This is a genomic window from Patescibacteria group bacterium, from assembly GCA_020148145.1.
Taxonomy (GTDB): domain Bacteria; phylum Patescibacteriota; class Minisyncoccia; order Minisyncoccales; family JAHCRE01; genus JAHCRE01.
In genome coordinates this window covers 31,512-47,157 of sequence record JAHCRE010000016.1, presented here as the reverse complement: position 1 = coordinate 47,157, position 15,646 = coordinate 31,512, and the positions used below count along the sequence as shown (strand labels likewise).

Sequence of the window (15,646 nt, the reverse complement as noted above, 5' to 3'; positions counted from 1 at the left end):
AGTTGTTCTTTAAAAAAAACAAAAAGGAGGTGAGAAAATGGAATTAGTTGAAAAATGTCCAGAATGCGGGAGCCAAAATCTTATTCGTGATGATGATTTGGGCGAAATTGTTTGCGGGAATTGCGGTTTTGTCATAAGGCCAATAATTGATAGAGGACGTGATTGGCGAGCTTTTACTCAAGAAGAAAAAGAGAAAAGGGCCCGGGCTGGAGCGCCAGAATCTCTTTTGATTCATGATAAAGGTTTACCGACTACTATGAGTCCAATAGATTATGATGCTTTCGGAAAAAAACTTCCCAGAGGCACTAAGTCCCAAATGTGGCGTCTAAGAAAATGGCAAATACGTTCCAGATACCACTCAGCAATCCAGAGAAATTTAGCCAAGGCAATGGAAGAGCTTGATCGTCTTTCAAATAGGCTTAACATTCCAAAGCCAGTCCAAAAAGAAGCAGCGGTTATTTATCGCAAGGCCTTAAAAGAAGGCCTGGTTCGCGGTAGATCAATTATTGCTATTGCTGCTGCCGCCCTTTATGCAGCCTGCCGAAGGACTGGAACCCTTAGAGCCCTCCAAGAAATTGCCAAAGCCAGTTTAGTATCAAAAAAAGAAATCGGTCACTGTTACCGACTTTTACTTAAAGGACTTAATATTACAATGCCTATTCTTAATCCAGTCGACTATATTTCAAAGATTGCTGAAATACTCTATATCTCTGGAGAAACTCAAGGATTAGCCATAAGAATTCTTCACCAGGCCCGAGAAAAACGTCTTACTTCTGGTAGGGGTCCTCGGGGTATAGCTTGTGCCGTTTTATATATTGCTTGTTTGCAAAATAATGAGAAAAGGACACAAAAAGACTTTGCCGATGCTGTTGACATTACTGAAGTTACAGTCAGGAATCGCTACAAAGATTTGAAAGAAAAGTTGAATTTGGAAATCCCAGAAAATAAGAGCGAATTTAATTCGCTCTCTTTTTATTTCAAGATAACTATTGACAAAACTTTATTATATGATATAATGAAATCGTAAGATGAAAAAATAAAAATTTCATCTTATAATTGCTCTTGAACAACAAAAGAGGAGGTGAAAAGTTGCTAGAGATAAAGAATAAAGAATGGGTTCTTGTCTTACACAAGCACCCCGATGTAGATGCGATAACCGGAGCCTGGCTTTTACAAAAGTTTGGTGAGAAAAAGTACCAAGACATATCAAAAGCCCGATTTCTCTTCTGGAGTGGGGGAATGGGTCCTATTCCTGAAGGAAAGAAGTTTATCCCAATTGACATTGGCGGAAAGTTCGCTAGATTTGATCATCACCCTCCCCAGAAATTTCCTGAAGAGTGTGCTACCACTTTGATCGCCAAGGACCTTGGAGTTGAGAGTGACCCCGCCTTAAGCCAAATTATAAAATTGGTCAAGGCAAGCGATCTTCACGGACAAAAGACACCACTTGATTTAACCGATACTCTAAGATCTCTGAACTTGAAATATTCAGATAATCCAGAGAAGGTTTTAGAAACGGCCTTTGAAATCTTAGATGCTAAATATGAAGAACAAAAACTGTTCTTTGAAGCAAGAGAGGAATTAGAAAAAGCCAAAGTTACAGAGATCCAAAGAAGAGGTAAGATTCTTAGGATAGTCACGGTGAAATCCGAGAATCCTATGATTTCACCAATAGCAAGACATAGGAAGCTCGGTGTTGACGCAGCAATAGTGATTCAACAGAATTCAAGTGGCAGGGTAGTGATTTTTACAAATAACCGCTACGACTTAAGAGAAGATTTTATAAACATCGTAGGAATGATTAGACTAGAGGAGCAGCTACGGCAAGGGAAAAAACCTTTGATTACCAGCTTTGGGATACTCAGTCGGCCCGGAGAAATATCACAGGTGCCAGAATGGTATTTCCAAGAAGAAGAACACAGAGGAGGGGGTAAACTCCTCAATGGAAGTCTAACTGCCCCAGATGTACCACCGACACGAATTCCGCTTGAGAGAATTGAAGAAATAGTGAAAATGGTCTTTGAACTCGACAGGAATTTCTGGACCCTCGATACCTATAGCAAGTTCCCTTTGTTAAAAGAAGAAAAGCCTAAAACCTAAATCGCATCAAAAGGTCTGAGGACACCTAATTAAGATCCTCTTTTTTTTATCAAAAAAAACTTGTTAAAATCTTTTCTTTTTGGTATCATAATTTAATATGAAAAAGATAGACGCTATTTTGGCGGCTTTAATTGGATTTTTGGATGGAATTTTTTTCTTTTTTATCTTAAAAAATATTGAATTAGACATTCCTTATGCTTGGTTTTTACCAATCGTTTTGGCTCTTCTTTGTGGGTTCGGAATGTTCGTTGCCTCGCTGATTGGGAAGAAACTCTTGATTATTTTACAGGCAGCCAAATTCTTTCTAGTGGGAACTTTAAATACTTTCATCGATTTGGTGGTTTTAAACATACTGATTTGGATTTCTGGGATTACTAGTGGTATTTTTTATTCGGTTTTTAAAGCAATTTCTTTTTTAGTAGCTACAACAAATAGTTACTTTTGGAATAAGTACTGGACTTTTGAAAAAAAAGAAAAATCTACTCCAAGAGAATTTTTAAAATTTTTTATGGTAACTACAGTTGGTCTTTTGATAAATGTTGGAATTGCCTCTATTGTTGTTAATATTATTGGTCTTCAGTTTGGACTGAGTGAAAAAATTTGGTCAGGCGCTGTCGCTCCTATATTTGCTGCCTTTTTTGCCTTTGTTTGGAATTTTTTAGGCTCAAAATTTGTTGTTTTTAAAAAATAAAAATTATTATGTCAAATTTAGTACTGTACAGAAAATATGATTCCCACCTTTGGTGGGTCCCTGTATTTTCTTTATTTATATGACCTTAGTATTGTATAGAAAATATCGTCCAAAGATTTTTTCTGAAATTATTGGCCAGGAACACGTTGTTCAGACTTTGACTAATGCTATTTCTTCTGGAATGATTTCCCATGCCTATTTATTTTCTGGGCCTCGCGGCACCGGGAAGACCACCCTGGCCAGGCTTTTAGCCAAGGCAGTGAATTGTCAGGATCGAAAAGGTTTTGAGCCCTGTAATAAATGCCCTTCTTGTTTAGAAATAAATCAAAGTCGAGCTTTAGATTTAATTGAAATTGATGCTGCTTCTCACCGGGGAATTGATGAAATAAGGGAATTAAGAGATGGAATAAAGTTCTCACCAACGAAATCAAAATACAAGGTATTTATAATCGATGAATCGCATCAGTTGACCCGTGAAGCTGCCAATGCTCTTTTAAAAACCTTAGAAGAACCTCCTGCCCACGCCATTTTTGTCTTAGCCACTACTGAAATTCACAAGATGATTCCAACTATTGTTTCAAGATGTCAGAGATTTGATTTTCGAAAATTAACAATACCAGAAATTATTAAAAGATTAGAAATCATTTCCAGAAAAGAAAAGATTAAAATCGAGAAAGCAGTCTTAGAATTAATTGCCTTAAATTCCAGTGGCTCAATTAGAGATGCTGAAAGTCTATTAGACCAGGCCTTAACTTTCTCAGGTACCCTGGGAAGAGAAAAAGAAATTAAAGTTAAAGATATTAAAGATTTGCTGGGGTTGGTTGAAATAAACTTAATTCAGAAATTTACTGACTTTATTTGTCAAAAGAAAGCATCTGAGGCAATTAGTTTTTTAAATGAGATAACTGAAAGAGGGTTAGATTTACGGGAATTTACCAAAACTTTAATTAATTATTTAAGACAGGCCTTGATTTTGAAAATAACAGGGGGCGAGAGGGAAAACCCAATAATTTCTGGTCTAACAAAAGAAGAGTTTCAAAAACTGAAAGCCCAATCAGCCAATTTTGAGCAAAAAGAACTCCACCAAATTTTGAACCTCTTTTTAGAAGCCGAAAACAAAATGAGATACTCGCCAATACCACAATTACCCTTGGAATTGGCAATAATCGAAGCCCTGAAAGGTGAAGAGTAATATCTTAAAATAAAAAGTCATTCCGGGGTCGTCTAATGGTAGGACAGGGCCCTTTGAAGGCTCCAATCTTGGTTCGAATCCAAGCCCCGGAACAGGCTTGTGCTCGGTTCGAGAGACCGAGCCGCCCCCCGAGAGCTTTTCTCTCGGGGGTTTTGGTTTTTTTATCTCTTTGACAAATCTTCAGCAATCATATATAAATAGATATTAAAGTTCATTAAAAATGGGGAAAGGAGAGAAGGAGGAAAATGAATCCATACCCAGGCATAGCCTATAAAGCCGTTCAAGTTAATCCTAAAATTGAAGAAACACTATTAGAAATCTTCAGTTCAGATAAAAGGAAAGGGCCCTGGAAATGGTTAAGGCATAAACTAGAAATTAGAGGTATTGAGAGTCAATTCGCTAGCATTATTGCTAAACATGAGGCAGCGGGTGAATACTTATTTAAATTTGATCCCTCAGAGATAAACAAATTTATGCATTCCTTAATCAGGGAATTCGAAAAAGCAGGATTTAGCAAAAAAATAGCTCTAAGAAACCCAGGGAGATTAAGAGAATTAAAACGCTTAGGGTTGCCAGTAACTTCAACAACTATAGCCTTGATTCCAGGAAACCTGCTTAAAAAAAGACAGGAACTGAGACGCCTAGGACTATCAGTAAATGCAACTACTATCTGCTGCAGACCAGAGAGTCTACTTAAAAACAAACGAAAATTAAAACGCTTAGGATTACCAGTAAACGCGTATACCATCTGCCATAAACCAGAGAGTCTACTTAAGAACAGACAAGAAATAGAACGTTCAGGACTGTCAGTAATCTCAACTATTATCTGTGGAAATCCAAAATCAATAACTCAAGAAACTAAATGATTATAGAGGCTCTCTTTTTCAAAACCACTATGAGCTGAGTTAAATCCTCAGCTTTTTTATTTTTGCCCACTGCCCGCGCCCGCCCGAGAGTTTAGGGGCCCACCGAAGGCGGGAGGATGTGGTCGGGACGCGAGGCGCTTTTGCGAAGCGAAACGCCCCGTCCTTGGGTGGGTTGTAGTCTCGGGGCTTTGCTTGACAAATGAATATGTCTCTGCTAATCTTAATCAGCGGATAGAAAGGTATACCTTTCTATCCACGGGTATGTTACATGCCCATAATATCTACCGAAGTATTCCTCAAGAATATGGAGGAGGTAAATAGTTCTTTGACAAGCGAAGAAGTCAGTAATATAAGTCAAAACATCATGTAATTCCCATTCAATGAGAATTCCGAGATCTTGTAATTCCTCACCCCTGTAACTGATCGATAACATGGTTTGTGACACGTGGATTCTCCAAAATTTTGTAATGCGAACTCGTTTATTTGCTGTTGTCAAAAGTAACCACCTTCCATTATCCGAAATCTTGTAATCTGAAGTCTCCGAGGAAGCAATTTAATCTGTAACTGGAAATACGACGAAATCTTGTAATTTGAAGACTCGTTGGGGTAATTTGATCGAGCGATCTTCCGAAATCTTGTAATATGCCGCCAATTGGTTGATCCTCCGAAATCTTGTAATTCAAGCTGATTCAAGTAGCCTAGTAACACCATGAGTCTGAAAATGTTTCATGTAATTTCATCGAACTCGTAGACAACGACTTTTATCTTTAATCTCCCGAAATCTTGTAATTGAGGCGAGGGCGAACAAATCCGAAATTTTGTAATTCGATAAAAATTATGCCAGGTTGAAAGCGATTTAATCTGTAACAATGCTTGGATGACAGTAATAATCCGTCCATTTGAATTTGTAATTAGATTCCCATGTCATAATATTTTTAAGCCTTAAGCCCTATTTAGGGCTTTTTTATTTTCGCCCGTCCACATTGACAAAGAATCTCTCTTTTGCTACCTTTAAAAGGGATAGAAGGGCAAGGCTTTTCTATCTCTGGGTATGTTACATGCCCATAATATCTCACAAAGTGGTCCCAGAGACCATGGAGGAGGTAAATAGTTCTTTGACAAACAGAGGATACAGTGTTGTTCGATGGAAAAGAGGTAACGTTTCATCTCTTTGGCCCCAAAGCTTAGAAAAGTAACATTGGTCATATACTATTTCCTGAAATTTTGTAATGCCTCGAGATATATTTCATTGCGATCTTTCGAAATCTTGTAATACGGTCCCCGGGTCCCAACCTATGAAGCTTGTAATACTCTGACAATCATTTTCCGAAATTTTGTAACCCAGCTTCGCTTATTAGTGCTATTTTCCGAAATCTTGTAATAAGGGATATCCGATTCACCGAAATCTTGTAATTGAGGCGAGGGCGAACAAATCCGAAATCTTGTAATAAGAGCCCGCGGTATTTCCGAAATCTTGTAATTGGCGTCAAGATATAATAGGAAACAAAAGAAAAAAGCGATTTAATCTGTAACAGTGCTTCGAGGTGTTGCCGTAACCTGTAACCTTTCGCCCAACCACTTACTCATCGGTAGTGCAGTAATTTAAAACGAGCTTTTCCCTTGTAACGGATACATTTACCAAATTGTTCTTTAACCTCAGGCCCTATTCAGGGCTTTTTTGTTTTGGTCGCCCACATTGACAAAAAGCCTCTCTTTTGCTACCTTTAAAATGGATAGAAAGGTAAAGCTTTTCTATGCCTGGGTAGGTTACATGCCCATAATATCTCTCAAAGTGGTCCCAGGGACCATGGAGGAGGTAAATAGTTCTTTGAAAAACAGAGGATACAGTGTTGTTCAATGAAAAAGATTAACTCTTCGACCTATCCCGTTTATTCAAGAGTAACGCTGGTTTAAGATGTAGAGTAACGTCGATGTTCCTAAATGACTATTGTAATATTACGATATACTCTGATAATCTCCCAAAATCTTGTAATGCCGCCCGACCAGACTGGAACGATTCTCCGAAATCTTGTAATTGAGGCGAGGGCGAACAAATCCGAAATTTTGTAATAAGAAGACCACATGTCCGATTTCCCGAAATCTTGTAATTAAAGGATCCTCAATATGTGTCATTCTCCGAAATCTTGTAATCTGAAGCCTCCGAGGAAGCGATTTAATCTGTAACTTCACACTTTCAAGTATGTAACGCCGGACATTACAACGAGACTTTGTTAGCGAAACTCTATCGTAATGAAGCAGATAGATTTTCAGAAATCTTGTAATGCAACTACCATTGCCCAAGATTTGCCGAGACCTTGTAATAGAAGCACACCGATGATTCTCCGAAATCTTGTAATTCGATAAGAATCATGCCAGGTTGGAAGCGATTTAATCTGTAACAAAAGGCTGTTGGTGCAAAAAAAGAATATTACTGTAACTCATACTTTCCTCCGTTCGTGAAGTAATAAAGAACAGATTGAATATTGAATCACATCTTTGTAACTTGGGATTATTTTGAATTGTTCTTTAAACTTAGGCCCTATTCAGGGCTTTTTTGTTTGACAAAGAATCTCTCTTTTGCTATTTTTAAAAATGGATAGAAAGGCAAGGCTTTTCTATACCTGGGTATGTTACATGCCCATAATATTTCTCAAAGTGGTCCCAGGGACCATGGAGGAGGTAAATAGTTCTTTGAAAACAAAAAGACAGTGTTGTTCGGTGGAAAAGATTAACTCCTCGACCTGCCTCGTTCATCTAAAAGACTAAAGAGGTAACAAGTGCAATGATACATCGATTTCCCGAAATCTTGTAACCGTCGAAGCCATTCTCTGCAATCTTGTAATTTCCGCAGATTTCAGACATTTGTAATACTTGTCCATCGTCTTCGAAAAGCTTAAAAAGGTAACCAATTTGACCCTAGTGACTTTCCGAAATTTTGTAATTATACACATCTCTGAAGTCCTGTAATTCCAATCGTCGGTGAGGTCTTCCGAAATCTTGTAATAGCTGGAAATCTGATCCTCCGAAATTTTGTAATTCGATAAAAATTATGCCAAGTTGGAAGCGACTTAATCTGTAACAATGCTTGGATGACAGTAATAATCCGTCCATTTGAATTTGTAATTAGATTCCCATGTCATAATACTTTTAAGCCTTAAGCCCTATTTAGGGCTTTTCTATTTTCGCCGTCGCCCACCCCCGAGAGTTTCACTCGGTTTTATTTGACAAAATTTTCATTTTTTGTTATATTTGAAGTTAGCATCTTGACAATTAGATGATGGGTGCAAAGGGTGGTGTTTCACCGCCTAAATCTCTCTAAAGCAGTCTAAAAGGATTGTAAAGGGGAGAAGCCCATCAAAGAAATGGATGGGTATGAAACGCGGCGTAATGGTCGGGAGGTGAGAGTTTGGTAAAAAAAGTAAAATGTCCGAATCCGGAATGCCAGGTTGAAATTAAGATTTCAGGAAAGAAAAATCCGATGGCTTGCGAGGAATGCCAGACAAGATTCAATATAGTGACTCTTGGAATCCCTTTGAGAATAGCCGGAATTCCAGAGCAAGACTTTGAGAGATTGATCGATGAGTTTAGCAGGGCTGGTGAGTTTTGCATGCGAAGATTTTCTCAAAGACTTAGGAGATTTTACATCATTCCAAAAGAAAAAGGAGTCTGCGCTAATTGCCAAAAAGAAACGAATTTGGTGATGGAATCAAAATTCGATGGTCAAAAGTATTGCTCTGCCTGTGCAAGGTCTTATATTTTTGGGAAAATAGCCCGGCAAGAAGTTGCCTATGAAGCAAAGAGAATCTTTAAGATTCCATTAAAGACCTTCATCGATTTAGCCTTCACTGCTGCCCAGTCAATGATGAATGCTTGGTTAAGCAACAACTGGGGAAAAATCTTAAAGAAAAATGAGTTTCAGAGAAAATTCAAAGAATGTAAAGAGAGCGGAATAGGAAAAGAACCCGTTGATGAACCGCAGGAGATACAAGAAATTAGAAATGAATGGCGAGAGACAAGAGCCCTAATTTCGCCCTTTAGACACTTCCTCTTCTATTGGTTAGGCCAGGATATCACAAAGAAAAACAGAAAAAAAAGAAGAGAAAGGTTAAGAGGAATCAATGAACTTTTGCAAGAGAAGCCAAAGGAAATATCTTCGAGGACATTGAGGAAAATTGAGGCTAAAAAAGAGATACTCAGAAGCATTGAGCAAGAAATAAAAAAGGCAGAAGGATTTCTTAAAGTTGCAACGGATAGGAAGCAAAAGAAAACGATAAAGGAGGAACTCCAACGCTTAAAAAGAACGAGAGTGAATCTCGGAAGGAAAGTCATGATTTCGGAGGGAAAAGCAAAGACTACGGAGATTGTAAAGAGGATAGCAACGCCAATCTGCGAAGGATGCGAAAACTACAGAGAATACGATTGGGGGCCAGAATGTCAGCTAGATAGAGAATTCAGAAAAATAAGGCCAGATAGGATTCCAAGCTTTCCAACAACGAAGGTGAAATACTCAAAAGGAATGTACAAATTCATCAGGGTTGAGCTAGGTCTTTGGAAAATCAGCATTGGCCTTTGGGAAAGAGGCAAGAGAAAAGAAGGTTTAATCATTGGTACCAGGTGGATTGAGGAATATCATAAAGCTGAGCGTGTCTTTGGCGACCCTACGAGATATCCAGAGTTATTCCGTCACATTGGGAAAGGACAAAAGAAAGAATATTTCTTCATCTTTCCTTTAACAAAGGTAGTCCCTTTAAAGGAAGACCAGGGCTGGTTGCACATCATTGCCTATTGTCTAGAGACGACCTGTGTACTCAGTATTAAAGAAGATCAAAGAAAAGTGAGGTTTTTCCGACACAAAGAAATAATCTCAATTAAGAACTACTACTTCAAGCAAAGGAAAGAAGCTTCTCGGGGATATTTCAAGAAACCAAGGTTAAAAGAGTCAAGGAAGATAAAGTGGGTCTTGCACAATGAGACAAAAGGGATAGCTGAGTACTTGATGACAATGCCGGGTAAAGTGATTTTACTGAACATCCAAAAGAGACTTTACAGAAGAGGAGAGATAGAAAGGCGAGAACTAAATAGAAAACTGCGATACTGGATTGACTCAATCTTTAGGGCTCGAATAGGATATAAATTGGAAATGCGGGGATTCCCTGTGGAAGAGAGAGAATTTAATGCGAATCAAGTGGCAGTCTGTCCTTATTGCGAAAAGGAAATTGGAGGAACCTGGCAGAATTTAGTGATAGTCGAAGATCGAAAAAGCCTTACATGTGAGTGTGGAAGGGATACCAACACGAATCTAGCCATAGCTTTAGTTTCAATGGAGGAACCCAAAACCAACTAGGCGCTTTTGCGCCTTTTTTTTCTTGACATAAATTTTAAAATGTGCTAATTTATTGACGGTGGCTTTTGCCATCTATAGAACCTTAAAAAGAGGTGAATATTGAATGAAACATCTGGAACATCCGCAACATCTGTCTGAAGAGTTTAAGAAACGCTTCCCTCATAAGAAAATGAGGCCTGATCAGAGAGCCGCTCTAGAGTTCATCGCCTACCACAAAAAAAGTCTTCACGAGATGCCAACTGGAAGAGGAAAGACAGCAACTGGCGTTACTCCTTTAAAAGCCTTTAAGGAAATAGGGGTAAAACCAATTATTTACGCTACCACCACCAAAACTTTAGTTAGACAAGCCAAAAAAATGTATCCAGAGGGAGTGGTAGAGGCCTATGGAAGGAATGAGTATCCTTGTCTTTTCTACAAAGATAAAAGAGAAAAGGTGACAGCCGAAGAATCACCTTGCTCATTGTTAAAATGTCCCCATAGGGTAGATCTCGACACTGGCAAGACAGTAGAACCAGGAGTTGAGCCTTGTCCTTATCTCTTGGTAAAGCACCGGGCAATGAAAGGAGACATAATTGTCTGCACAATTGCTTACCTTGTCACTCACATGCTATACGTGAAAAAATTCAAGGCTTCGCCACCGAAGGTACTGGTGATCGATGAAGTTCATAGGTTAGCCGAAGTAACAAGGCAGATTCTTTCTTGGGATATCAGTGGCCTTACCTTAAAAAGAGCGATAAAGGCATTATCAGTGATTAGAAGAGAATGGTTGCTGGAAAGATTCTTAGAAGAGATGATGAAGATTGCCAAATTAAAACCAACGGAACCACCCGAGCTTTTAGCAGACCATGAAATCAAAAGATTGATTTCTTTGCTCGAGGAAATAAATACCAAAGAGCTTAGAGGGACAATCAATAAAGCCTTAGAACTTGGTATTTTAGACCCAAAAAAAGATAGAAAAACTTTGAAGACCCTTGAAATAGTTGTTCGGCATATTCCCTGGTATATCAAAGAATTATTCTATGCCACAGGTACAGAAACACGGAAGCCATCGAATTACGTCTTTATGTTCTACAGGAAAAAGAGAAGGAAAAGGGGCAAGAGAGGGCCAAGAGTAATCTGTAAGTTATGTATTCGACACTTCTATGTTAGTCCGGTGATTCGGTTGAAAATTTTAGAGCCTATTGAAAGGATTATTGCTTACTCGGCAACGATAGGCGATAAAGAAACCTTTGCCATTGAGACAGGAATAGATTTTCCTTTCCAGGTTTATACATCAACCTTCCCAATTGAAAATACGAGAGTCTTTCTACCGACCGATACGCCGAATTTAGCAGTGAAAGCTAACCCAGGCAGAGGAGCACTGGCTAGGGCAAAAAATCGAGCATTTAGCATAATTGCTAAAGGTTGCCGTGAGTTTCTGAAAAAGGAATTCCGATCTTTGATCACCGTTGTCTCAGAAGCTGAGCGATTAAAATTTTTGGAAAGACATTCCAAAGATTTCAAAATAATGACCTATGGACCAGGATTAAAGGCGAAAGATGCTGCCAGGAGATTTATTGAAGGTGAGGGCGATGTCTTACTTGGAACAGTAGCCCAATTCGGCGAAGGAATCGACTTACCAAGAGAGATTGCTCCGGTAATTTGGGTCTTGAGACCTCCATATCCACGACCAATGGATCCTGCATCACAGTTTGAGGAAAGACGATGGGGAGTATTGCGCTGGAGATTAATAAAATATCGAGTTACAGTAAAGGCTCTACAAGTAAGAGGTCGGAATATCCGAACAGCAGAGGATATCGGAATGTGCTTCTTTATTTCCAAGCAATTCAACAGAGTCTTAGGAGGTTTACCAGAGTGGCTAGAAGGGGCACGTTTCGAAGCACCTTTCGATGAATGCCTTGAGGAGGGACTGCGACTCTTAACCAAAGAATCCTAAATTTCTTGTGGCGCTGCAAAGCAGCGCCCTTTTTATTTGACAACTAAGCATACCTCTGCTAATCTTAGTCAGCGGATAGAAAGGCAAGGCTTTTCTATCCAAGGGTATGTTACATGCCCATAATGTCTTCCAAAGTATTCCCAAAAGAATATGGAGGAGATAAGTAGTTCGTTGACAAACAAAGAAGTCAGTAATAAGTTGTCACGCTGATGACAGGGTAACGCCGGTTTAAGGTGCGAAGTAACCATATTCAAAGGCTTTATCCGAAATCTCGTAATTAGAGAACCCTAATGATTTCCCGAAGCCTCGTAATCTGTGAGAATAATCCAGCGCGTAACTGTTCTCACTGTTGTTTTCACTGTGCTGAAATCTTGTAATACCTGTCCATCGTTTTCGCAATCGCCAAAAGATTAAAAAGGTAACGATTCCAGGACTAACTGTCGTCTCCCGAAGTCTTGTAATTAAAGGACCTTCAGTATGTGCTATTCTCCGAAATCTTTGTAATTTGATAATGGATTTCTTCTGAGATCTTGTAATATCTACCTAATGTCAATCTTGTAACTACATGCTGATTCCGACTTTGTAACGCCATTAGCAAAGTGTCCGAAATCTTGTAACCCTGTAACCCCATCGCCAGTTATCATTGCCACAAAAAGCGATTTAATCTGTAACTGGAAATGCGACGAAATCTTGTAATAAGAAGACCACATGTCCGATTTCCCAAAATCTTGTAATTATGCACACATAGGAAACGATTCTCCGAAATCTTGTAATGAACATTTCCCTAAGCTCCAAAATCTTGTAATGGCAGAGTATAAGAGTATCATCGTGCAGTAACAATAAATCGTCTCAGATTTTCTAAAATCTTGTAATCAAGCAAATCTGTTTACCCCTGAAATTCTCCGAAATCTCGTAATTCGATAAAAATTATGCCGGGTTGAAAGCGATTCAATCTGTAACACTTTCATGTAGCTTCCTTATTCTTTAAACTCAGGCCCTATTTAGGGCTTTTTTATTTTGCCCACCCACATTGACAAAGAATCTCTCTTTTGCTACCCTTAAAAAGGATGGAAAAGCAAGGCTTTTCCATACCCGGGTATGTTACATGCCCATAATATCTCATAAAGTATTCCCCAGGGAATATGGAGGAGATAAGTAGTTCGTTGAAAAGCAAATAACTCACGGTCACCGAAGCTTGAAGCGATCCTCCAAAATGCTGATGCCTAAAATTCTCCGAAATCTTGTAATTCGAAACTACCGCGCAAAATCTCAGAAATCTTGTAATTGCGTTACCCAGTATACCTCGTAACAGTGCTTACGGCGACTTTGTAATGGACGCTCATCTATTATCCGATTTCCCGAAATCTTGTAATTATGCACACATAGGAAACGATTCCCCGAAATCTTGTAATGCCTTGATATATACTTCATCGCAATTTTCCAAAACCTTGTAATCCGTGAGGCTGGTGATTCTTCGAAATCTTTGTAATCTCCATAGTTATTGCTTTCCGAAATTTTGTAATCCACGACGATTCCTGGGTTTCCCGAAATCTTGTAATAAAGTGAGGCTTTTCCATCAAATACGTAACGAGATGCCGAGTTTTTCCCGAAATCTTGTAACCTATTTCATGTATTGTTCCGAGTGATTTAATCTGTAACTACGAACTGTTCCATAAATTTAGGCCCTATTTAGGGCTTTTTTATTTACGCCCGCCCGAGAGCGAAACTATGAACCGAATTTATTCTGGTTCTGCGGCTTTTCTCGGGGTAAAAGTTTTCCACAGTTTTTTCACTTTATACGGACTTGACAACATACTTGGGTTTGCTAATATGAAACTCGCAGAGTGAAGAGGGATCACTGTTGCAATCCTGTGCAGTATGTCTGTGACCTCCTGTTTGTTCCCAAAAAGAAGGAAGAAATTCTTTTTCCGAAAGGAAAAAATAGTGAGTACTTTGTAGGGCTTAGGCTTTACCAAGGCAGGCTATCAAGCCAGGTATATGGAAGGGGCTCCCTTCAATCTCGTTTCTAGCGAGAGCAAAAGAGCATTTTCTTCGGAAGATGCTCACAAAAAGGTAGCTTATAGCCGAAAGGCTAAAAGCTATCCAACAGCTTACGTTGGAAATGAAATTGCAGAGATTTCTCCTTACGGAGAAAACTCCGCCCAACCATTCATAGGGGATCACTATTAATAATTTCGATCCCCTTCTTTTTTTATTTCCGCCCGCCCCGCCCGAGAAGTTTACACTGAATTTATTGAAGTGTTTTTCTCGGGCTTTTGATTTGCAAATAGGTAAGGTATAATAAATAAAGATGAAAGGTCGGATAGTATTAAAAGTCTATCTTATTAAATTAAAATAAAATGAATAAAATTATTGGCATTCTTCTTGGTGTGACTATTTTGCTTGGTGTTTTGTATATACCCGTTTTTGCGCAAACAACAAACACTCCTTCAGTACAGGAACTCCTTCAATTATTGCAAGAACAGATAGAAAAATTAAGGGCGCAGATAGAAGCATTAATTGCTCAGATAGAAACATTAAGACAAGCAAGGCTGGAAGTAAAGAAGATAGAAAAAGAGATTAAAGAAACTCTTAAGCTAATTAGGCAACTGCGAACAGGCATGACCGGGGAAGACGTTAAGTTATTACAAGAAATATTAGCAACAGACCCAGACATTTATCCTGAAGGACTGGTTACAGGATACTTTGGCCCATTAACAAGGAATGCGGTAAAAAGATTTCAGAAAATAGCAGGCATTGAGCAGGTCGGAGTGGTCGGGCCCAAAACATTATCTAGAATAAACGAGCTACTTGAGGAAGGTGCCGGCGAGTCTGGTAAAGTGCCACTTGGTCTTTTAATTGCGCCAGGAATTAGAAAAAAACTTGGATTTGAGCCTAAGCCATTGCCTGGACAAAAACTTCCCCCCGGTATTGCTAAAAAACTAGAAGAAGAAACACCCACTCCGGACACTATAGCGCCCGTTATTTCAGAACTTAGTGCCATAGATACCACTACAACATCAACGATGATTACTTGGCTTACCAACGAGCCAGCAGATAGTAAGGTGTGGTATGATACAGTGACTCCGCTTGTTATACCAGATTCAACGCCGATGGAGAGTTCTCTCGATTTAGTATTAGATCATAACATCGCACTATTCAGTTTAACTCCAAGCACTACTTACCATTATCTAGTGAGCTCTGCTGATGCTGTGGGTAACACTACAACCAGTACCGAAGAAGCATTCAATACGCTTTCTGAATAAGTATTATACTAAAAATTTAGCTCAAACAACTATAAGGGCCGATTTAAGAGTGCTTGAAATGTTCACTAAATAGGTTTTAACCCCAGTAGTAGAGCGAAGCTCACTACGGGGCACAGCGTCATCCACGACCCGCAGTAAGTTAGCCCGAGAGTTTTTCTCGGGGTTTGTCTTGTATTTTTAACCTTTTTATGCTAATATATGGAGTATTCATAGGAAGGTTTCTTCTTCTCCCAATATGAGTTGTTGCCTTA

At 39.0% G+C, this 15,646-nt stretch carries 9 protein-coding genes and 1 tRNA gene; all 10 read left to right on the top strand.

Features of this window, described 5'->3' with window-relative positions:
- The first annotated feature begins 37 nt into the window (after nt 1-37).
- The 10 genes from KJA15_02275 to KJA15_02230 all read left to right on the top strand — a co-directional run bounded on the left by KJA15_02275 (nt 38) and on the right by KJA15_02230 (nt 15,395).
- Nucleotides 38-1,027 carry a transcription initiation factor IIB gene (locus tag KJA15_02275; GenBank protein MBZ9572131.1) on the top strand — a complete coding sequence of 330 codons (990 nt, stop codon included), beginning with the start codon at nt 38-40 and terminating at the stop codon, nt 1,025-1,027.
- A gap of 62 nt (nt 1,028-1,089) precedes the next feature.
- Entirely contained in the window at nt 1,090-2,100 is a 1,011-nt protein-coding gene (locus KJA15_02270) for a chromate resistance protein (GenBank protein MBZ9572130.1), read from the top strand.
- A gap of 97 nt (nt 2,101-2,197) precedes the next feature.
- Nucleotides 2,198-2,791 carry a GtrA family protein gene (locus tag KJA15_02265; GenBank protein ID MBZ9572129.1) on the top strand — a complete coding sequence of 198 codons (594 nt, stop codon included), beginning with the start codon at nt 2,198-2,200 and terminating at the stop codon, nt 2,789-2,791.
- Nucleotides 2,792-2,870: 79 nt separating this feature from the next.
- Nucleotides 2,871-3,983, top strand: a complete 1,113-nt coding sequence (dnaX, locus tag KJA15_02260; GenBank protein MBZ9572128.1) for a DNA polymerase III subunit gamma/tau — start codon at nt 2,871-2,873, stop codon at nt 3,981-3,983.
- A gap of 21 nt (nt 3,984-4,004) precedes the next feature.
- A tRNA-Gln gene (locus KJA15_02255) sits at nt 4,005-4,075 on the top strand.
- Nucleotides 4,076-4,228: 153 nt separating this feature from the next.
- Nucleotides 4,229-4,849, top strand: coding sequence for a hypothetical protein (locus tag KJA15_02250; GenBank protein MBZ9572127.1), 621 nt, complete (start codon nt 4,229-4,231; stop codon nt 4,847-4,849).
- Nucleotides 4,850-8,255: 3,406 nt separating this feature from the next.
- Nucleotides 8,256-10,193, top strand: a complete 1,938-nt coding sequence (locus tag KJA15_02245; protein MBZ9572126.1) for a hypothetical protein — start codon at nt 8,256-8,258, stop codon at nt 10,191-10,193.
- Between the two features lie 103 nt (nt 10,194-10,296).
- The gene (locus KJA15_02240) at nt 10,297-12,129 is read left to right on the top strand and encodes a DEAD/DEAH box helicase family protein (protein MBZ9572125.1); all 1,833 of its coding nucleotides are present in this window, start codon (nt 10,297-10,299) and stop codon (nt 12,127-12,129) included.
- Between the two features lie 1,998 nt (nt 12,130-14,127).
- Nucleotides 14,128-14,319, top strand: coding sequence for a hypothetical protein (locus tag KJA15_02235; GenBank protein MBZ9572124.1), 192 nt, complete (start codon nt 14,128-14,130; stop codon nt 14,317-14,319).
- Nucleotides 14,320-14,489: 170 nt separating this feature from the next.
- Nucleotides 14,490-15,395, top strand: a complete 906-nt coding sequence (locus tag KJA15_02230) for a peptidoglycan-binding protein (GenBank protein ID MBZ9572123.1) — start codon at nt 14,490-14,492, stop codon at nt 15,393-15,395.
- Nucleotides 15,396-15,646 lie beyond the last annotated feature (251 nt).